Below are 19675 nucleotides of genomic sequence, written 5' to 3'. Positions count from 1 at the left end.
CTGCTGCATTTGTGATCGGGCACAGCATAAAGGCTGGCGCGGGCTGCGCGATACGCAAAAGCTGATGGGTGGCAGTCAACCTGGCGCGCCAAATGCCTAAACCATCGAATAAAAGTCCGCAAGCCCGAAATCCCGTAGGTACCCATCAAAAACTTCAAGAAAGCGTGCAAAACTTCTATCCATAATCCGCCTCAGGACCGCTAATCGGACAGTTGTCCAGTTTTGCTCCCGACCCTTCCGTTTCTCGTATTTCCAAGTTCATGCGCGCAGAAAGCAGCCCCGTCGCCGCAAGAAACTCCCTTGGCCCGCAGGCCAGGGCACCCGCCTGCGCGCCGGTGCCAATGTCGATGCCGATGCCAGCCCCCATCGCCCCGCCCAAGGACACGCTCGGCTGCATGGCCGACCACCTGAAGGCCGACCAGGACCTGGCCGCCGATGGCGTGCGGGTCTACCGCAAGACCGTCGACAGCCCCGATCGCCAGCAAGTAGAAACCGCCGCCAGCGGCCGCGGCGTGCTGGTCGGCATCTCGCTGCGCGACGGCCACCGCCGGCGCATCTTTCACGAGCACCACGCGGTGAACCACGACTTTGCCAAGGGCAGCGTCTACATCCGCGACTTTCGCGAGCGCTACCGCGCGGACATGCAGAGCGGCTTCGACTTTGTGCTGCTCGAAATTTCGCACGCGGCGCTGGAGCGCGCCATCGACGAGAAGCAGGGCCCGCGCATGGGCGGCCTCGCGCAGGTCACGGCCGTGCGGGACGACGTGCTCGCCCACCTTGCGGCCGCCCTCACGCCCGCGCTCGAACACCCGGCCCACGCCAGCCTGCTCTTCATCGACCAGGTCTGCCTGGCCATGACCAGCTACCTGGTCGACATGCACGGCCACGCCGCGCCGGCCAACGCGCCGCGCACGCACCGCGTGCTCTCGCGCTCGCACGAGGCGCGCGCCAAGGAGATGCTGCGCGACAAGATCGACGGCGCCATTTCCATCGCAGAAATTGCCGACGCCTGCAGCCTGTCGCGCAGCTATTTCATTCACGCGTTTCGCGAGACCACCGGGCAGACGCCGCACCAGTGGCTCATTGCGCAGCGGCTGGAGCGCGCGCAGGCGCTGCTGATGGACTTCGAGCGCCCGCTGGCGGACGTGGCCGCGTGCTGCGGCTTCTCGGACCAGAGCCACTTCACGCGCGTGTTCTCGCAGTACATGGGCGCGCCGCCGGGCACCTGGCGGCGCAAGATGCGGGTGGCGCGCTGAGCCGTCCTGCACTGCCTTTCGGTCTGCCGCTCTGCCGTTCAAGCACCTTCTCTTTCACTCACCCAGCAAGGCCCTCATGAGCGCACAGCCTCACGCCAATCCCCTCCTGACCCCCGACCGCGCCACCGAGCACGTGCTCGGGCCGGACTCCGCCGCGGTCACCGTCATCGAGTTCGGCGACTTCGAGTGCCCGTCCTGCCGCCAGGCACACCCGGCCGTGCAGATGCTGCTGTCGCACTTCGGCCACCAGCTGCGTTTTGCGTTCCGGCACTTTCCGCTGCGTGAGGTGCATCCGCATGCCGAGCTGGCCGCGGAAGCCGCCGAGGCCGCCGGCGCGCAGGGCAAGTTCTGGCCCTATGCCGACCTGCTCTTCGCCCACCAGAGCCACCTGGACACCGCCCACCTGGACACCTACGCCCGCCAGCTCGGCCTGGACATGCCGCGCTTCGAGAACGAGCTGAAGGACAACGTCTACCGCCAGCGCGTGCAGGAGCAAGTGGAAATCGGTCGCCGGCTCAACGTGCGCGCCACGCCCAGCTTCTATGTGAACGGCGAGTTCACCGACGTGTCGTTCGGGCTGGAGCACCTGCGCAATGCGGTGGAGCGCGCGCTGAAGTAAGCCGCGCACCCGGGGGGCTCAGGTGGCTTTCACCGCCTCCACCAGGTAGCGCACAAAGGCCTTGCCCGCATCGGGCAGCGAGCGCCCCGCCATGGTTTCGATCGCCAGGTGGCGCTCGTTCATCTCGCGGTCTTTCAGCGGAATGGCGACCAGCGCCTTGCTTTGCAGCAGCGTGCGCATAGAAAGCGCGCCGTAGAAGGCGATGCTGCCGCCCCCGGCCGCCGCAAAGCTCAGCAGCGCATTGGCATGGTTGCTCGACATGGCCTGCGCATAGCGCAGCCCCTGCCGCGCGCAACTGGCGTCGAGCAGCCGGCGGATCGAGCTGTCCTCCTGCAGCAGCCCCAGCGGGTACGCCACCACCTGGCGCAGCGCCAGTTGCCGCTGCACGGCCAGCGGATGGTCCTTGGCCATCACGGCCAATATGGGGCTGGGGTGGCGCAGCTCGATCTCGATGCCGGGCTCGGGCAACGCGCTCAACGTGATGCCCACGTCGGCCTCGCCGTCGCGCACCCGGCGCGAAATATCGGCCGGCGCGCACACCTCCAGGTGAAAGCGAATGCCCTCGTGCTTGCGGCGAAAACGCGCAATGAGCGTGGGCAGAAAGTCGAAGGCAAAGCCCTCGGTGCTGGCCACGCGCACATGGCCGCTGCGCAGACCGCGCAGACCGGCAATGTCGTTGACCACTCGCTCGATGTCCTGCTGCGCCCGCTTGGCATGCGCGGCCAGCATTTCGCCGGCGGCGTTGGGCACCATGCCACGCGCATGGCGGTCGAACAGCAGCGTGTCCAGCTCGCGCTCCAGCCGCGCCACCTGCCGGCTCACCGCCGAGGGCGCCACGTTGAGCTTGAGCGCCGCCTCCTTCACCGAGCCGGTCTTCACCACCTCGAGAAAGTAGCGAACGGCGGTTTCCTGCAAGGCACGAAGCGGCATGAAAGTCCTTGAGTGACGCGGCGTGAACGAGGCACGTCGATTGCCGATTCGGCAACGCAGGATTCTAAACATTGCGCTTGTTGCATGGGGTTGTGGCTCCTAGCATGGGTTCGTGTCACTGCTCTTTCGTACCCAGGAGTCCCGATGAACCGCTTTTCGCGTCTCTCGCACCGTTCGCGCATTCCACTGATCGGCCGCACGGCCCTGCTGTGCGCCCTTGGCCTCGGCGCCCTGCCGCTCGCCACGCAGGCCGCCGAAACCGGCTACCCCTCGCGGCCGATCACGCTGGTCATTCCGTTCCCGCCCGGCGGCGCGACCGACGTCAACGGCCGCGTCATCGCGCAGCGGCTCGGCAAAGAGCTGGGCCAGCCGGTGGTCATCGAAAACCGCGCGGGCGCGGGCACGGTGATTGGCGCGGCCTACGTGTCGAAGGCGGCGCCCGACGGCTACACGCTGCTGGTGAGCTCGGGCACCACCTTCACCGTGAACCCCGCCATCCGCCCCAACCTGCCCTACGACCCGGTGAAGGGCTTCGACCCCATCGGCATCGCCGGGCGCACCGGCCTGATCCTGCTGGCCAACAGCGATGTGCCGGTGCAGACCGTGCAGCAGTTCATCGACTACGTGAAGGCCGCGCCAGGCAAGTATTCGTACGGCTCCTTCGGCACCGGCACCACCGCGCAGTTCGCGGGCGAAAGCATCCTGCATGCCGCGGGCCTGAAGATGACACACGTGCCGTACAAAGGCAGCGCGCCGGCCATGACCGACCTGATGGGCGGGCAGATTCCCTTCAGCATCGACACCGTGAGCGCCGCCATTCCGCAGCTCAAGAACGGCAAGATCAAGGCCATTGCGCTGACCACCGCCAAGCGCTCCGCGCTGCTGCCCAACGTGCCCACCATGGCCGAGAGCGGCTACCCCGGCATCGACATGGACACCTGGCTGGTGCTGGCCGCGCCCAAGGGCCTGCCCGCCGACGTGAAGGCCAAGCTGGAGAAGGCCCTGGCCGTGACCATTGCCGACCCCGACACGCGCGCCAAGCTGCTCGCCCAGGGGCTGGAGCCGGCCTACAGCAACGCCGCGGCGGCCAGCGAACTCATCAACCGCGAACTGCCCGTGATGCGCGCCGTGGCGGCGCGCGCCAACATCACTGCCGACTGATGAACCCCACCACGACACCCCCCACGACCCCCAGCACCACCCTCCCGCACGACGCGGGCAGCGAACTCGTCGAAAAATCCGCCGTCGAGCTGCGCCGCCTCATCGGCAGCAAGGCCCTGTCGCCGGTCGACCTGCTCGAAGCGTGCATTGCGCGCATCGAGCGCGTGAACCCCTTCGTCAATGCAGTGACCGCCACCAGCTTCGAGCGCGCACGCGCGGAGGCCAGGGCCGCGGAAAGCGCCGTGATGCGCGGTGAGGCGCTCGGCCTGCTGCACGGCCTGCCGCTGGGCGTGAAAGACCTCGAACCCACACAGGGCCTGCTCACCACCTGGGGCAGCGCCATCTACCGCGACCACGTGCCGACCGAAGACATCGAGCTGGTGGCGCGCCTGCGCCGCGCGGGCGCCATCGTGGCGGGCAAGACCAACGTGCCGGAGATGGGCGCGGGCGCCAACTCGCGCAACGAGGTGTGGGGCGCCACCGGCAACCCCTTCAACCCGAACCTGAACGCAGGCGGCTCCTCGGGCGGCTCGGCCGCCGCGCTGGCCTGCGACATGCTGCCGGTGTGCACCGGCTCCGACACCGGCGGCTCGTTGCGCATTCCGGCCGCCAAGTGCGGCGTGGTGGGTTTCAGGCCGTCGCCGGGCATCGTGCCCAGCGTGCGCAAACCGCTGGGCTGGACGCCCATTTCGGTCGTCGGCCCCATGGGCCGCACCGTGGACGACGCCTGCCTGCAAATGGCCGCCTCGGCCGGCATGCATGCGGGCGACCCGCTGAGCTACCCGCTGGACCCGCTGTCCTTTCTTGCGCCCGCCCACGTCGACCTGTCCACGCTGCGCGTGGCGTACACGGAAGACTTCGGCACCTGCGCCGTGGACGAAGGCATCCGCGCCACGTTCCGCGAAAAGATAGCGGCCATGCGGCACATGTTCAAGCGCTGCGACCAGGTCGAGTTCGACATGGGCGAGGCGCACCGCTGCTTCGACGTGCTGCGCGCCGAGGCCTTCGTGGCCGGCATGCATGCCGCCTACGAGCGCGACCCGGCCAGCCTGGGCCCCAACTCGCGCGCCAACTACGAAATGGGCGCCAAGATGAGCCTGCTCGACAGCGCCTGGGCGCAGGCCGAGCAAACGCGGCTCATCAAGCGCTTTCAGGCCACCTTCGCCGACTTCGACCTGGTGCTGTCGCCCACCACGCCGGTGTCGCCCTTTCCCTGGACGCAGCTGTACGCCAGCCACATCAACGGCGAGCCGCAGGCCAACTACTACCGCTGGCTGGCGCTGACCTATGTGGTCACGCTCACCACACACCCGGCCATCACGCTGCCCTGCGGGCTGGACCACGCGGGCATGCCGTTCGGGCTGCAGGTGGTGGGCGGCTTCAGAACCGACCACCGCGTGTTGGGCGCGGCGCGCGCCATGGAGGCGGCGTTTGCGGCCCATGCGCAGTTGCGCCGGCCGCGGCCCGACCTGGCCTTGCTGCGCCCGGCCGAGCCCGCGTTGCGGTCGATCGTGAAGACACCGCCGGTGTTCGGGGGCGGCCCTGGGAGCACTTGCGCCACCTCCGCCACCTCCGCCACTTCAGCCACTTCAGCTGTGTAGGCGCCTCGTTCAGCCGGCGCCGTGCCCCGGCCACAGCGCATGCATGCCCGCGTGCGCATGCGCGCGCCGCAGCAACGGCGCGTACGCATGCAGCTCCTGCGGCGCGATGTCGTAGGCCCGGCGAAACGCCCGCGTGAAGCTCGACGCGTTGTTGAACCCCAGCCCCGCTGCAATGTCCTGCACCGCCAGGTGCGGAAAGCGCACCAGCTCGTCGGCCGCCATGCGCAGCCTGCGGGCGCGAATGTAGGCAGCCAGCCCGCCGTCGTGCACGAACAGGCGGTACACGCTGGCGCGCGACAGGTGGAGCGACTGCAGCACGCTCTCGGGCGAGAGCGCGGGGTCGTGCAGGTGCGCCTCGACATGGCGGCATACCTGGCCGTACACCGCCGCGCGCACTGCCGCGCGGGCGTCGCCCGACAGCCCCGCCCCCTGGCTGAAAGCAGCAGCCAGCAAACGCACCGTGGTGTCGAACGACGCGCCCGCCTCCTGCAGGCCCAGCCCCACGATGTGCCGGCTGAGTGCCACCAGGTGCGCCACCAGCATGCGCGTGAGCGGCGTGGTGGCGTCTACCCGGCGCCCGTGCAGCGAGGCGGCATCGGGAAACACCTTTTCCACCAGCGCGCGCGGCACGAAGAACATCAGCATGCGCCCCTCGAAGCTGCGAATGACGCTCGGCTGGTCCATGTCGAGCGCCAGGATGCTCGGCACGCCGGGCAGGGGCACCGTGCCGGGCCGATGTTCGCGCCCGTGCCCGCTGAATTCGGCGGGCGTACCTTGCAGGAACAGGTTGAACGAGATGTCTCGCACGCTCTGCGTCGACACGCGCCCCAGCGAGCGCACCGCCACATTGGGGCCGGTGCGCATGTCGAAGAAGGTCACGTCGTCGATGGAGTAACGGGCGAACGAGGCGCCGAACGCCGCCTCCTGATGGCGCGCCGACACCGGGCGCACGTCATACACGGGGCTCATGCGCTCCTGCCACGCCAGCAGGCTGTGGCGGGCATCGCCCTGCACGCTGAAACTGCTGTGAACAATGCCGGGGGCGAGCGTGGGCGGCTCGGGGGGCAACATGAGGCGTTCTGACAGGGTGCGGTCTTTGGACATCGAGGCGGGTCGAAGGGATTTCGGGCGCCAATGCGCAAAGGCGGCGATTCTCCCCGATGGGGCCCGCGCATTCGGATAGAGTCCGAGGCTGATTTTGCCCAGCGATGAGCAGCGCACTTGGACGCTGCGCGGGACCGGTGGCGCAGGGAACCATGAGAACCAGTTCGTTTGAGAGTGCGCGCCCGTGAAGCGTGATGTTCGCGTTGCCACGCTGTTGCTGCTGGCAGTGGTGGTGGCCGTGTCGGCGGTCACATCCTGGCAGGTCTGGCAGGCGTACCGCCGCACGCTCGCCGAAATCGACACCAACAACCTCAACCTGGCCCAGGCGCTGAACACCTACGCCGAAGGCGTGTTCACGCAAAGCGCCATCCTGCTGCTGGGCGTGTCCGAGCGGGTGGAAACCGACGGTGTGACGCCGCAGCACCTGCAGCGCGTGCAGGCCCTGGTAAGCCGCCAGGAGCAGCTGCTCAACCAGCTCAGCGACATGGCCATCCTCGACGCCCACGGGGCCTTGCTGATGGACTCCAACCGCGCGCATGCCTCGATTCCAGGCACAGGCACAGCCACAAGTACAGGCACCGTCACCTTCAATGCAGCGCCGCCGTACTTCGTTCATCACCGCGACAACCCCTCGCGCGACATCTTCATCGGCGCGCCGCTTCGCAGCCCTGCCAGCGGCGAATGGGTGATCACGGTGAGCCGGCGGGTGGAAGACGGCAACGGCCGTTTCAATGGGGTGGCCGTGGTGTCGCTGGGCATCGAGAATTTTCTGCGGCCGTTCGGCAAGATCGACATCGGCGGCAGCGGCGCCATCAGCCTGGCCAGCACAGGTGGGCAGCTGCTGGTGCGTTACCCGTTCCGCGATCAGGACACGGGGCGCGACCTGTCGAAGTCTTCCAGCCTGGTGCGCCAGTTTGCCGACACCGCGTCGGGCACCGCGTCTTTCCGCTCCAGCCTGGACGGCACGCAGCGCCTGTATGCCTTTCGCAAGAGCGACCAGTATCCGGTGGTGACCACCGTGGCGCTGGGCAAGAACGAGGCGCTCTCGGCCTGGCGGCACGATGCGCTGGTCACGCTGGGCGTGGTGATCGCCTTGCTGGCCGCCGTAGCGGCCGTGGGCCGGCGGCTGATCGTCAACATCAAGCGCCGCGTTGTTGCCGAGGCGTCATTGCTGGCCCTGCGCGAAGACTTGCTGCGGGCCAACCGCCGGCTGGAAGTGCAGGCCACGCAAGACTCGCTCACCGGCCTGGCCAACCGGCGCAGCTTTGACGAGGCGCTGTCGGTGGAAGCCCGCCGGGCGGCACGCGAAGGCACGGCCCTGTCGCTGCTGCTGTTCGACCTGGACTACTTCAAGCGCTTCAACGACACCTACGGCCACGTGGCGGGCGACCGCTGCCTGAAGGCCGTGAGCGACGCCCTGCAGCGGCGCGCCAAGCGCCCCGGCGACCTGGTGGCGCGCTACGGCGGCGAAGAGCTGGCGGTGATCCTGCCCAACACCGACCTGCAAGGCGCGCGCAATGTGGCCGACCTGCTGCTGCAGCACATTCATGCGCTGAACATTCCGCACCGCGCCAGCCCGCACGCACGCGTAACGGCCAGCGCCGGCGTTGCCACGCTGCAGGGCAGCCAGTCGCAGGGCTGGGAGCTGGAGCTCATCGAAACGGCCGATCGCGCCCTGTACAGGGCCAAGGCGGCCGGGCGCAACTGCTCCATGAGCTGAGCCGGCACGGCGCGGCGGGGTACGGCGCGGCGGGGCACGGCGCAGCGGAGCCCCAACGCGCCGTGTTGCCTACCCCTGCAGCGCGGCCTCCACGCCATCGCCCAGCGCGGCGTCCACCAGCCTGAAGTGCGCCAGCTGCCGCTGCTGAATGCCCGGCGGCACGCCGGCCATCGACGCCGCCAGATGGCCCGCCAGCCGAGCACGCTCGCCGTCGTTCATGTGGCGGTACAGCGCCGTCGCCTGCACGTAGTCGCCCAGCCCCTGGCGGTCGTCGAAGCGCATGGCGTCGCCGTCCAGCGGCAGCGCCGGCTCCGCATGCCGGCGGTCGGGGCGCGGTCCACCGAAGGAGTTGGGCTCGTAGTAGGCGTCGGTGCGCGGCGGCACATTCAGCCGCATCGCGCCGTCGGCGTGGTACGTGTGCACCGGCGAGCGCGGGCGGTTCACCGGCAGCGCCGCATGGTGCGTGCCCACGCGGTAGCGCTGCGCGTCGGCATACGCCAGCAGGCGGCCCTGCAGCAGCTTGTCGGGCGACACGCACAGGCCCGGCACCATGCACGCCGGGTTGAAGGTGGCCTGCTCCACCTGCGCAAAGTAGTTGTCGGGGTTGGCGTCGAGCGTGAGCTCGCCCAGCGCCAGCAGCGGAAACGCGTCCTGCGGCCACACCTTGGTGGGGTCGAAGGCATTGAACGGCATCGCCTGCGCCTGCGCGTCGGTCATCAGCTGCACATGCATTTGCCAGCGCGGATGCTCCCCGCGCTCGATGGCCTCGAACAGGTCGCGCTGCGCGCTCTCGCGGTCGTGGGCGATGGTGTCGCGCGCCTGCGCGTCGGTGAGGCAGCGAATGCCCTGGCGCGTGCGGAAATGAAACTTTACCCACACCCGCTCGTCCGCCTCGTTCAGCAGCCCGAAGGCATGCACGCCGTAGCCGTGCATGTGGCGGTAGCCGGCGGGCAGCCCGCGGTCGGAGAACAGCATCACGATCTGGTGAATGCTCTCCGGCGAGAGCGACCAGAAATCCCAGATGGCGGTGGGCGAGCGCAGGTGGCTCACCGGGTGGCGCTTCAGCGCGCGCACCAAGTCCGGAAACTTCTGCGGATCGCGGATGCAGGCCACCGGCAGGTGGCTGCCCACCAGGTCCCAGTTGCCTTCCTGCGTGTAGGCCTTCAGGGCGAAGCCGCGCATGTCGCGCTCCGCGTCCGCGCAGCCGCGCTCGCCCGTGAGGCCGGAGAAGCGCACCAGCACCGGCGTGACGCAGCCCGGCTGCAAGAAGAGCGCCCGCGTATGGCGCGCAATGTCGCCGGTGATGCGCAGCGTGCCGAACGCGGCCGCGCCCTTGGCATGCAGCACGCGCTCGGGAATGCGCTCGCGCGCCAGGTAGGCGAGCTTCTCGGTCATCTGGTAGTCCTGCAGCAGGATCGGCCCGCGCGGGCCGGCCGTGATCGAGTGCTGGCTGTCCGCCACGGGCGCGCCGCCCACGGTGGTCAAGGTGGGCGGCCTGCTGCTTTCGGGGGGCATGGGGGGTCTTTGGTCGATGAATCGGGGTGAATGTGTCCAGCGATATTTACCGTGCCCCGGGCGGTGCGTCTTGAAGAAGAGTCGTGCGGGTTGAATGCATCCGCGCGGTACCGCGCGAACGCTATGGCTTGGTCAGCATGCGGTAAGCATCCGCAACTAGTTTCAACTGCGCCCGCCTGAACCGTAGCTGCCACTTTTTTGCGCTCTTCGCAAACCGCCATCAAAATCATGAGTCGTCGCTTCTTCAAAGTGGAGAGCAATCCAGACCCGCGCGCGCCTCTTGCTGCAACCGGTGCGCGCAGCGCGGCCGCTGCCCGCGGTACCGCGACCTGGGCCGTACTCGGGTTGAGCATCCTCGCCAGCGCGCCGACGGTCTGCCGCGCCATGTCGGCAGAGGAGCTGTTCCGACGCGCTTCCCCTTCGATCTGGGTGGTCAGCACGCTGGATGCACAGGGCAAGCCCCTGAGCACAGGCACGGGTGTCGTGATCGAGCAGCAAAGGCTGGTCACGAACTGCCACGTACTCGCGAAAGCCGGGGCGATCCTGGTGAAACACGAGAACGTGACGTTCCAGGCCCAGCTTGAATATCCCGACACGGAGCGCGACCTGTGTTCGATCAGGGTCGCCAATTTCACGGCCCCCGCGGTCACGATGGCGTCCGTCGCCACGCTGCGGGTGGGGCAGAAGATCTACACCATAGGCACCCCCCGCTCGCTGGAACAAACCATGAGCGACGGCCTGGTATCGGCCCTGCGCCGAAATGGCAACGGCGCGGTCGAGTACATCCAGATTTCCGCGCCGATCTCGCCCCGGTCCAGCGGCGGCGGCCTGTTCGACGAGGAAGGCCGCCTGGTGGGCATCACTACGTCGGGCATCACCGGCACGGCTCAGAACCTCAACTTCGCGCGACCAGCCGACTGGATCCACGACCTGCCCGAGCGGGGCCGCCTCGCCTTGGCGGCGTACACCAAGCCGACCAGCACGCCCGCGCCGGGGCTGCCCAGGCTGCACCTGGAGACGTTGATGCTGCTCGGCAAGACGTGGACATATCGACATCCGCGCAATCCGGCGACGTTCGGCACCGTCGAGTTGACGTTTTCATCCGGCCGCATCTATGCAAAGAACGCCAAGTCGTCCGCATCGGGATCTTGGGAGGTGCGGGACGACACCATGTGCGCAACGTTCAATTCCCCCAGCTGGAGCCGCCTCTGCTACTACACCGTGAAGGACGGCGATGACGTGCAACTGGTCAACGCCACCAGTGGAGAGCGAACAAAGCTGAGCGTGCGCTAGGACCGGTCCGTTCGTTCCAGCGAAGCCGCTTCGCGGCCTGCTGCTGGCGACCGTCGGCGATTGCCCCCAAGGGCCCGGTGCATCGGGTGTGTGTACGAGCATGTCATTGCGAATGTGCAAAGCACACGCCAACCCGACAAGACCGCAGCGGCGCCAAGGCGCACCATTCACACCGAGCGCTTCCGTCTCCTCGTCGTTCCCACGCAAAGGCCATCTGATGAAACCCACCCTGCCCCAACTCATGAGCCTCAACGGCGGCTTCGTCGACACCGCGGGCTTTCTGGCGCTGCACGGCCTGTTCACCGCGCATGTGACGGGCAACTTCGTGACCATTGGCGCGGCGCTGGTGCACGGCAGCTCGGGGGCGCTCACCAAGCTGCTGGCGCTGCCGGTGTTCTGCGTGGTGGTGGTGCTGGCGCGGCTGCTGAGCTACGGCCTGCCCGGCATGGGCCTGCCGGTGATGCGCACGATGCTGGTGATCAAGACCGTGCTGCTGCTGGTGGGCGGTGCACTGGCCATCCACTTCGGCCCGTTTGCCGACGGCGACAGCGCCATGGCCATGCTGGCCGGGCTGGTGCTGGTGTCGGCCATGGCCATCCAGAACGCGGTGCACCGGCTGCACCTGGGCAGCGCGCCGCCCACCACGCTCATGACCGGCACCACCACGCAGGTGATGGTTGACCTGGCCGACCTGTTGCGCGGCGGCCAGGCACCCGACGAAGCCGCCGCCACCCGCGCGCGCATGCGGCGCATGGCGGCCGCGGTGGCATGGTTTGCCGCCGGCTGCGCGGCAGCGGCGCTCATCTACGCGCGCTGGGACATGTGGTGCTTTGCCGTGCCGCCGGTGCTGGCGGCCTGCGGCGTGCTGCTCCAGCGCAGCACGCATGAGGGCGACCCGGCAGCGCCTGCACCGGTCACGCCTGTGCCCAGCCCCTCAGCCGCGCCTCACTTGTAGAGCCAGCGCGCCATCAGCCGCGTGTACCTGGGCATCACCACGTACACCATCAGCCCGACGATCGCCACCGAGGCGACCAGGTGCTCCAGCCAGTAGTTGGACACCACCGGCACCGGTGCCAGCACACGGTGCAGCAGCGCCGGCACCGCGATGGTCAGCGGGTAGATCACCGACACCGTCAGCAGGAACTGCTTGTAGCGCTTGGCCGGCGGCTGTCCCGCGGGCGGATGGAACCAGAACTCCAGGCCGCTGCGCGTTTCCACCTTTTCGTCGGCGTCCAGCAGCGGCGCAACCTCTTCGACCAGTTGCCGGCGAGCGTCCGACGCGAACCAGTCCTGCGCATGCGCCAACGAATCGAAGCGGATGGTGACCGTGTACTGCAGCCCGCCCGCGGCCGGATGAATGACGTTGACCCCGCGGTGCCCCGGAAAGCGCGAGGCGATGGGCACCACCTTCTTGAGCCACTGCTCGTAGTCGGCCACGCGCTCGCGCTTCACCGCCTGCTGAATCACGGCGGTGACGGTCTCGCCGCCCGGCAGCGCGCGCCCGGCAATCTGGTCGAGCGTGGCGTTGCGCAGGCCGGGCTGGCGGTCGTCGGTGGTCATGTGCGGCAAGCGCCTCAGAGCCCGAGCAGCTTGCGGCCTTCGTCGGACAGCAGGTCGTGCGTTTCGGGGTGGGCGCGCATGTAGGCGTTGAACACGGGGCACTGCGGCACCACCAGCAGCCCGCGCTCGCGCGCCGAGGCCAGGCCGGCCAGCACCAACAGCTTGGCAATGCCCTGGCCTTGCAGCGCCTCGGGCACCAGCGTGTGGATGAAGGTGATGACCTTGCCTTCGAGCGAATAGATGGCGACCGCGCGTTCGCCTTGCGCGAGGTACTCGAAGCGATGCTTGGCGGGGTTGTCGTGCACCTGCGTGGGGGCCGAGGGAGCAGGTGAAGGAGTGGGGGTGGAGGAACTCGTCATGGATTCTTCAAGTTGAGTGGATTTTTCGAACACCCCGCCGTCGCGCACTTTCGGGTGGCCTCACGTGAGGCTGCCGGGAACCGTCTCTTGAAAGCCGAGCCTGAGCTGCGCAATTTTTACGCGACCGGCTTTGGTGATGGACAGCACCGTCGCCGAGTGCGGCCCGCGCGCATGCCCGCTCATGAAGTCCGGCTTGATCTCGGCCTGCACAAGCCCCACCGCCGCGAGCTTGGCAATGTGCCTGATCTCGAAGTTGTTGATGGTTTCAAGCGGAAGCTGCGAAGCTTCGATGGTGCAAAGATAGTTGAGCGGCATGGATAAGAAGTGGGACGAGCGGCAGATTCGAGCGGCTGGGATGAGCGCAGGGATGAACTGCCTTGCAAGGCCCGTGCACGGTCGCCGGCAGGCCTTGGGCATCATCATCTTCGATTCTTCCGCTGCGGAAAAGCCTGGGCTGCAAGGTGCCATCGTCCAAGCATTGCAGTCAATGCAGCGCCGACCGGTACGCGCTTGCCCGCAGCCCGGGCGCCACCGCGCCCGTCGTCGTCTTGAAGCTGTCGACCAGGTGCGCGCAGATGGCCAGCGCCAAATGCCGCTGCGCCCGCGCACTGCTGCGCTGGGGCCGTTCCAGCAGGGCCAGCACGGCGGCGCCCAGGCTGCACATCACCGGGTCGACCAAACCGGGCATGCACGCAATGCCGTTCACGCGCGCCATGCCCTGCGCCCGCGCCACGGCGCGCACCAGCGCATGCGGCACATAGAAATGCAGCGCGTCCAGCGGCGTGCCCAGGTAGCTTGCCACCTCGTCGCGCAGGTCGACGATGCTGAGCGCGCCCGGCGCATAGCCGCGCACCACGGCGGGCCGCCCGCGCACCCAGGTTTCGTGGTGGCGCATGGCCACCAGGTGCAGCGTGACAAGAAAGGCGTCTTCGGCCGGAATCTCCAGCTTCATGCCCAGCTGGCCCGGCAGGCAGGTGATGCGCGTGACGGCGAACATGGCCGGCGCATCGAACACGGCTGGTGGATCGAACACGGCTTGCGCGGGCGCCGGCCACATGACGAGCGCGGGCGCGCACGGCAGCTCGAAGCAGCGTCCCAGCAGGTCGCCGTAAGCGCCCTGCTGGTTTGTCTTGATGCTCGCGCCCTTCTCGCTCGTCACCGGAGCGTTCAGCCCTGAATGAACGCCAGCAGGTCGGCGTTCACCTGGTCGGCGTGCGTGGCGCAGGTGGCGTGCGGGGCGCCGGCGTACACCTTGAACTGGCTGCCCTTGATCATCTCGGCCGCGAGCTTGCCGGTGGCCTCGATGGGCACCACCTGGTCGTCGTCGCCATGAATCACCAGCGTGGGCACGGTGATCTTGGCCATGTCGGGGCGGAAGTCGGTTTCGGAGAACGCGGTCACGCAGTCGATGGTGGCCTTGATGGACGCCTGCAGCGCAATCTGCAGCGTCTGCTTGAACACGCCCTGCGACACCTTGGCGCCGGGGCGGTTGGTGCCGTAGAACAGCGTGCTGAAGTCGTCCAGAAACTGCGGGCGGTCGGCCACCAGGCCGGCACGGATGCCCGCGAACAGCGAGGCGTCGGGGCCCGCCGGGTGGTCCGCCGTTTTCACGAACAGCGGCGTTACCGCGCTGATGAGCGCCAGCTTGGCCACGCGCGCGGTGCCCTTGCGTGCGATGTATCGCGCCACGTCGCCGCCACCCATCGAGAAGCCCGCCAGCACCACGTTCTTCAGGTCGAGCTTGTCGATCAGCTCTGCGATGTCGTCGGCGAAGGTGTCGTAGTCGTAGCCGGTCCAGGGCTGGCTCGACCGGCCGAAGCCGCGGCGGTCGAAGGCGATGGTGCGGTAGCCGCGCTCGGCGAAGAACAGCATTTGCGCGTCCCACATGTCGGCGCTCAGCGGCCAGCCGTGGCTGAACAGAATGGGCTGGCCCGAGCCCCAGTCCTTGTAGTAGAGCTCGGTGCCGTCGCGCAGGGTGAGGGTTGCCATGGTGTTTCCTGTTGGGATCGCGTGAAGGGTAAAAAAAGGAACAGCGCCGGCGCTCAGCTCTGGCGCACCGACTCGAACAGGAACCACGTGCGCCGCTCGGCCTCGTCGATCCAGTTCTCCAGCAAGCTGGCCGTGGCCACGTCGTTGTACTCGTCGCACACCGCGTGCGTGGCGCGCATGAAGCCGGCCAGGCGCTGGTTGTCTTCGCGCAGTTCGGCCAGCATGCCCAGGGGGGTCACGAAGTCGGCATCGTTGTCCGACAGGCGCTGCAGGCGCGCGGCATGGCCGGTGGAGCGCAGCGTGGTGCCGCCCACCTTGCGCACGCGCTCGGCAATGGGGTCGACCGTGGCAAAGATCTGGTCGGCCTGCTCGTCCAGCAGCAGGTGGTAGTCGCGGAACGACGGGCCCGACATGTGCCAGTGGAAGTTCTTGGTCTTGAAGTACAGCGCGAACACGTCGGCCAGCAGCACGTTGAGCGCGGCGGAAATGTCGCGCGTGGCGTCCGCGCCCAGGTCGCTGGGGGTGTGCAGCGACGCGACGCGGCGCGCCTTGGTGCTGTCGGCCAGGGCCTTGACGGTCTTGGCTGGCTTGGAGGTCTTTGAAGTGGCCATGAGGGGTTCCTTGTGTGTTGGCTGAATGCCGTCGGTCGTCAGAGGGAAAGAAAGTGATGCACCACCGGCTTGTCAGGCCCGATGTGAAAGCGCACGGCCTCGCTCTGGAGGTCGGCGTCGGCATGCGACACGCGGTGGTGCTGGCGCAAATGCTCCGCCCACGATTCGACAAGGAACCACTCCATCACGCGCTCGGCGTCCCCGGTGTGCTCGGTCACGCCCCAGGCGTAGGCACCGTCGCGGCGGCGCTCCAAAGACAGCCGCTTCATGGCGCTCAGAAAGGCCGGGCGGTCTTCCTTGCGGATGCGGTACTCGACCTGAATCATCACGGGGCCCCGGTCGTGCGCAATGGGTTCGGCCACCAGCGGCTCGGGCCAATGGTTGGAGGCCTGCAGGTCCGACTCGCCGGTGGGCAGGCGTGCACGGTGGAACAGCAAGGCCACGATCAGCAGGCCGACGGCGCCGGCCACCAGCGTGTAAGGCACGCCAATTTCTTGCGCAATCAAACCCCAGCCCAGGCTGCCCGCCGCCATGGCGCCGTTGAACACGGTGAGGTACACGGCCAGGCCGCGACCGCGCACCCAGTTCGGCAAGATGGCCTGCGCCACGCCGTTGAGCGTGGTGAGCGCAATGATCCAGCCCAGGCCCAGCAGCAACAGCAGCACGATGGCCAGCCACTTGGGCGGCGCGAACACCAGCGCACCCATCACGCCGGCGGTGATCACCGAGGCCAGCAGCACCAGGCCGTCGGCATCCAGCCGCTGCCGCAGCCGCGGCATGACCAGCGCACCGGCAATGGCGCCCGCGCCCACCGCGCCCAGCAGCACGCCGTAGAAGCCGGCGGTGCCGCCCAGCATCTGGCGCGCCACCAACGGCAGCAGCGCCCACACGGAGCTTGCGAACAGGAAGAACACGGCCGCACGCAGCATCACGCGGTGCAGCTCCTTGCTGGCGCGCGTGTAACGCAGGCCAGCACGGAAGGCGCCCAGAAAGTTCTCCGACAAGCCGCTGTCCACGGCCGCCGGGCGCTTCCACCACAGCAGCGCCGCAATGACGAACACATAGCTCAGCACGTCGGCGCCGTAGGTCATGGCCGCACCAAAGCTCGCCAGAATCAGCCCGCCCGCCGCGGGCCCGATGGAGCGCGCGATGTTGATGCCCAGCGAGTTGAGCGCCACCGCGCTCTTCAGGTCCGAGCGCGGCACCAGCTCCGGCACGATCGACTGCCAGGTCGGCCCCATCAGCGCCGCGCCGATGCCGCCCACGAAGGTCAGCGCAATCAGGTACTCGACGGTGAGCGAGCCCATGTGCGACAGCACCAGCAGCGTGCCGCTCACGCTGGCCAGCATCAGCTGCACAAAGATCAGAAAGCGCCTGCGGTCCAGAATGTCCGACAGCACGCCCGCCGGAATGGCCAGCAGAAAAATCGGCAGCGTGGCCGCCGTTTGAATCAGCGCCACCGCCGTGGGGCTGGCCGACAGGTCGGTCACCAGCCAGGAGCTGGCCACGTCGCGCATGAAGCTGCCGATGTTGCCCAGCACGGTGGCCGCCCACAGCACTGCAAAGACGGGCTGGCGAAGCGGCGCGAAGCTGCCCGCGCTTTTGGCACTGCCGGCGGTGGTTGCGGCCTCAGTCATTCTTGCGCCCTTGCAGGTCGTGCCAGGCCACCAGCAAAAAGCCGCCGACCAGCCCCAGGTGTTCGAAGAACGAGTTGGCGGCCATGAAGCGCTCTTGCCCCACCGGCATCTGCCAGAAGCGCAGCGCCACGAAGGTAGCGAACAGCGTGAACGCGGCCAGCGCCAACGCGCCCAGCCAGCGGTAGAAGCCGATGAGGATGAGCGCCGATGCGCCCAGCTCCAGCGCGATGACGGCCGCGGCCATCGGCGCCGCGGGTGACACACCGAAGTGGTTCATCTCCGCAATGGCCGAGCCGAAGTCCATCGCCTTGTTCAGGCCGCCCTGCAGGTAGGCCGCGCACAGCAGCAGCAGCGCAACCCAGCGCAGCACGGGTGACGGTTTCCAGTGCGCCATCACACCGCCCAGCAGGCGCAACCCAGCGCGCCCCAGAAGCTCTTCAGGTCGGCAATGGGCAGCTTGCTGCTCCACGCGGTGGCGTGCTGGTGGCCGTGCACGTTGCAGTCGTTGGCGCAGGCGCAGGCGGCGGCCGCGTTGCGCAACACCTTCTGCATGGGGGCACCTTCGGCCGTATCGGCCCAGCCGCCGTAGCCCCCGAAGGTGCGCGCGGGCGACCAGTCGGGCATGGCCGCGGGCGGCGTGCCTTCGTCCAGCGCGGTGAACGGGCCGGCACCGTACACCACCTTGCCGCCCACCATGGTCAGCAGCGCGGTGGTGTCGGCAATGTCGGATTCGGCGCAGCCGAAGAAGTCGCGGTCGGGCACCACCAGGTCGGCCAGTTGGCCGGCCTCGATGCGGCCCTTCTTGCCGACCTCGTTGGAGAACCAGGTCACTTTTTCTGTCCACATGCGCAGCGCCGTCTCGCGGTCGATGCAGTTGCGCTGCGGCGTGAGCTGCATGCCGCCCACGGTCTTGCCCGTGACCAGCCACGACAGCGACACCCACGGGTTGTAGGAAGCCACACGCGTGGCGTCGGTGCCGGCGGACACGTTCACGCCCTTCTCCAGCATGCGCTTGACGGGCGGCGTGGCCTCGGCCGCGCCGGCGCCGTAGCGCTCCACGAAGTACTCGCCCTGGTAGGCCATGCGGTGCTGCACCGCAATGCCGCCGCCCAGCGCCGCGATGCGGTCGATCGACTTTTCGGAGATGGTTTCGCAGTGGTCGAAGAACCAGTTCAGCCCGGCCAGCGGTGTGTCCTGGTTGACCTTTTCGAACACGTCGAGCGCGCGCTCGATGGTTTCGTCATACGTGGCATGCAGGCGCCAGGGCCAGCGGTTCTGCGCCAGCACGCGCACCACCTCTTCCAGCTCGCCTTCCATCTCGGGCGCCATGTCGGGGCGCGGCTGGCGAAAGTCTTCGAAGTCGGCGGCCGAGAACACCAGCATTTCGCCCGCGCCGTTGTGGCGAAAGTAGTCGTCGCCTTGCTTGTATTTGGAGGTGGCGGTCCAGTTCAGAAAGTCCTGCTTTTCCTGCTTGGGCTTTTGCGTGAACAGGTTGTAGGCCAGGCGAATGGTGAGCTGGCCGGCGTCGGCCAGTTGCTGAATGACCTGGTAGTCCTCCGGGTAGTTCTGAAAGCCGCCGCCCGCGTCGATGGCGCCGGTCACGCCCAGGCGGTTCAGGTCGCGCATGAAGTGGCGCGTGGAGTTGACCTGGTAGTCCAGCGGCAGCTTGGGGCCCTTGGCCAGCGTGGCATACAGGATGGACGCATTGGGCTTGGCCAGCAGCAGGCCCGTGGGGTTGCCGGCGCTGTCGCGCACGATCTCCCCGCCCGGGGGCGCGGGCGTGTCCCTGGTGTAGCCCACGGCACGCATGGCGGCGCCGTTGAGCAGTGCGCGGTCGTACAGATGCAGGATGAACACCGGCGTGTCGGGCGCGACCGCATTGAGCTCTTCGATGGTCGGCAGGCGCTTTTCGGCGAACTGGTGCTCGGTGAAACCGCCCACCACGCGCACCCACTGCGGCGCCGGCGTGATGGCCACCTGGCGCTTGAGCATGCCCATGGCATCGGCCAGGCTGCGCACGCCGTCCCAGCGCAGCTCCAGGTTGTAGTTGAGCCCGCCGCGAATGATGTGCAGGTGGTTGTCGATCAGCCCGGGCAGCACGCTCTTGCCTTGGAGGTCGACCACGCGGGTGGTGCTGCCGGCCAGCGGCAGCAGGTCTTCACCGCGGCCCACGCGCAGAAAGCGCCCGTCCTTGATGGCCACGGCGCTGGCCGTGGGGTTGGCGCGGTCCAGCGTGGTGAAGCGGCCGTTGTGCAGGATCAGGTCGGGGGCGGTGGAGCCGGCCATGTCGGGTGTCCTTTGAACTTGTTGGGCGAAAGAA

Annotated in this window: 19 protein-coding genes; 7 read left to right on the top strand and 12 right to left on the bottom strand. The window is 68.1% G+C overall.

Going from position 1 to position 19675, the window contains the following annotated elements; all coding sequences use genetic code 11:
• The first annotated feature begins 353 nt into the window (after positions 1–353).
• A complete protein-coding gene (locus VLK31_RS23655; RefSeq protein ID WP_409170897.1) occupies positions 354–1256 on the top strand; it encodes a helix-turn-helix transcriptional regulator in 903 nt (300 codons plus the stop codon).
• Between the two features lie 76 nt (positions 1257–1332).
• Positions 1333–1875 (top strand): DsbA family protein, encoded by a 543-nt coding sequence (locus tag VLK31_RS23650; RefSeq protein WP_409170896.1) that lies wholly within the window; start codon positions 1333–1335, stop codon positions 1873–1875.
• Positions 1876–1893: 18 nt separating this feature from the next.
• On the opposite strand, the gene VLK31_RS23645 is transcribed toward VLK31_RS23650, so the two are convergent.
• Positions 1894–2805, bottom strand: coding sequence for a LysR family transcriptional regulator (locus tag VLK31_RS23645; protein WP_409170895.1), 912 nt, complete (start codon positions 2803–2805; stop codon positions 1894–1896).
• Positions 2806–2949: 144 nt separating this feature from the next.
• On the opposite strand from VLK31_RS23645, the gene VLK31_RS23640 reads away from it, so the two are divergent.
• The gene (locus VLK31_RS23640) at positions 2950–3966 is read left to right on the top strand and encodes a Bug family tripartite tricarboxylate transporter substrate binding protein (protein ID WP_409170894.1); all 1017 of its coding nucleotides are present in this window, start codon (positions 2950–2952) and stop codon (positions 3964–3966) included.
• Positions 3966–5567, top strand: coding sequence for an amidase (locus tag VLK31_RS23635; RefSeq protein WP_409170893.1), 1602 nt, complete (start codon positions 3966–3968; stop codon positions 5565–5567). The genes VLK31_RS23640 and VLK31_RS23635 overlap by 1 nt, the downstream gene beginning before the upstream one ends.
• Before the next feature lie 9 nt (positions 5568–5576).
• Here VLK31_RS23635 and VLK31_RS23630 read toward each other — a convergent pair whose 3' ends face one another.
• A complete protein-coding gene (locus VLK31_RS23630) occupies positions 5577–6638 on the bottom strand; it encodes a helix-turn-helix transcriptional regulator (protein ID WP_409170892.1) in 1062 nt (353 codons plus the stop codon).
• A gap of 217 nt (positions 6639–6855) precedes the next feature.
• Here VLK31_RS23630 and VLK31_RS23625 point away from each other — a divergent pair, with 217 nt between their 5' ends.
• Positions 6856–8391 (top strand): diguanylate cyclase, encoded by a 1536-nt coding sequence (locus VLK31_RS23625; RefSeq protein WP_409170891.1) that lies wholly within the window; start codon positions 6856–6858, stop codon positions 8389–8391.
• 69 nt (positions 8392–8460) lie between these two features.
• On the opposite strand, the gene VLK31_RS23620 is transcribed toward VLK31_RS23625, so the two are convergent.
• Positions 8461–9906 (bottom strand): catalase, encoded by a 1446-nt coding sequence (locus VLK31_RS23620; RefSeq protein ID WP_409170890.1) that lies wholly within the window; start codon positions 9904–9906, stop codon positions 8461–8463.
• A gap of 228 nt (positions 9907–10134) precedes the next feature.
• Between VLK31_RS23620 and VLK31_RS23615 the strand changes: the two genes are divergently transcribed.
• Together VLK31_RS23615 and VLK31_RS23610 are read left to right on the top strand one after the other, a co-directional pair.
• Positions 10135–11199 carry a S1C family serine protease gene (locus tag VLK31_RS23615; RefSeq protein WP_409170889.1) on the top strand — a complete coding sequence of 355 codons (1065 nt, stop codon included), beginning with the start codon at positions 10135–10137 and terminating at the stop codon, positions 11197–11199.
• A gap of 217 nt (positions 11200–11416) precedes the next feature.
• Entirely contained in the window at positions 11417–12154 is a 738-nt protein-coding gene (locus VLK31_RS23610) for a YoaK family protein (protein ID WP_409170888.1), read from the top strand.
• On the opposite strand, the gene VLK31_RS23605 is transcribed toward VLK31_RS23610, so the two are convergent.
• The 9 genes from VLK31_RS23605 to VLK31_RS23565 all read right to left on the bottom strand — a co-directional run bounded on the left by VLK31_RS23605 (position 12145) and on the right by VLK31_RS23565 (position 19641).
• Positions 12145–12759 (bottom strand): antibiotic biosynthesis monooxygenase, encoded by a 615-nt coding sequence (locus tag VLK31_RS23605; protein ID WP_409170887.1) that lies wholly within the window; start codon positions 12757–12759, stop codon positions 12145–12147. The genes VLK31_RS23610 and VLK31_RS23605 overlap by 10 nt on opposite strands.
• Before the next feature lie 14 nt (positions 12760–12773).
• Positions 12774–13118 carry a GNAT family N-acetyltransferase gene (locus tag VLK31_RS23600; protein WP_409170886.1) on the bottom strand — a complete coding sequence of 115 codons (345 nt, stop codon included), beginning with the start codon at positions 13116–13118 and terminating at the stop codon, positions 12774–12776.
• Positions 13119–13178: 60 nt separating this feature from the next.
• Positions 13179–13433 (bottom strand): hypothetical protein, encoded by a 255-nt coding sequence (locus VLK31_RS23595; RefSeq protein WP_409170885.1) that lies wholly within the window; start codon positions 13431–13433, stop codon positions 13179–13181.
• A 169-nt stretch (positions 13434–13602) separates the two neighbouring features.
• Entirely contained in the window at positions 13603–14277 is a 675-nt protein-coding gene (locus VLK31_RS23590) for an AraC family transcriptional regulator (protein ID WP_409170884.1), read from the bottom strand.
• 8 nt (positions 14278–14285) lie between these two features.
• Entirely contained in the window at positions 14286–15107 is an 822-nt protein-coding gene (locus VLK31_RS23585; RefSeq protein ID WP_409170883.1) for an alpha/beta fold hydrolase, read from the bottom strand.
• Positions 15108–15160: 53 nt separating this feature from the next.
• Positions 15161–15718, bottom strand: coding sequence for a Dps family protein (locus VLK31_RS23580; RefSeq protein WP_409170882.1), 558 nt, complete (start codon positions 15716–15718; stop codon positions 15161–15163).
• Between the two features lie 38 nt (positions 15719–15756).
• Positions 15757–17355: an MFS transporter gene (locus VLK31_RS23575; RefSeq protein WP_409170881.1), complete on the bottom strand. Its 1599-nt coding sequence runs from the start codon at positions 17353–17355 to the stop codon at positions 15757–15759.
• On the bottom strand, positions 17348–17749 hold the full coding sequence (locus tag VLK31_RS23570) for a DoxX family protein (RefSeq protein WP_409170880.1): 402 nt from the start codon (positions 17747–17749) through the stop codon (positions 17348–17350). Before VLK31_RS23570 ends, VLK31_RS23575 begins: the two co-directional genes overlap by 8 nt.
• Positions 17749–19641: an amidohydrolase gene (locus tag VLK31_RS23565; protein ID WP_409170879.1), complete on the bottom strand. Its 1893-nt coding sequence runs from the start codon at positions 19639–19641 to the stop codon at positions 17749–17751. The genes VLK31_RS23570 and VLK31_RS23565 overlap by 1 nt, the downstream gene beginning before the upstream one ends.
• Positions 19642–19675: the final 34 nt, after the last annotated feature.

It is taken from the genome of Variovorax sp. H27-G14, assembly GCF_046156345.1.
Taxonomy (GTDB): Bacteria; Pseudomonadota; Gammaproteobacteria; order Burkholderiales; family Burkholderiaceae_C; genus Variovorax.
Note: the sequence above shows the minus strand (reverse complement) of the source record. Positions and strands in the feature narration are given on the sequence as shown.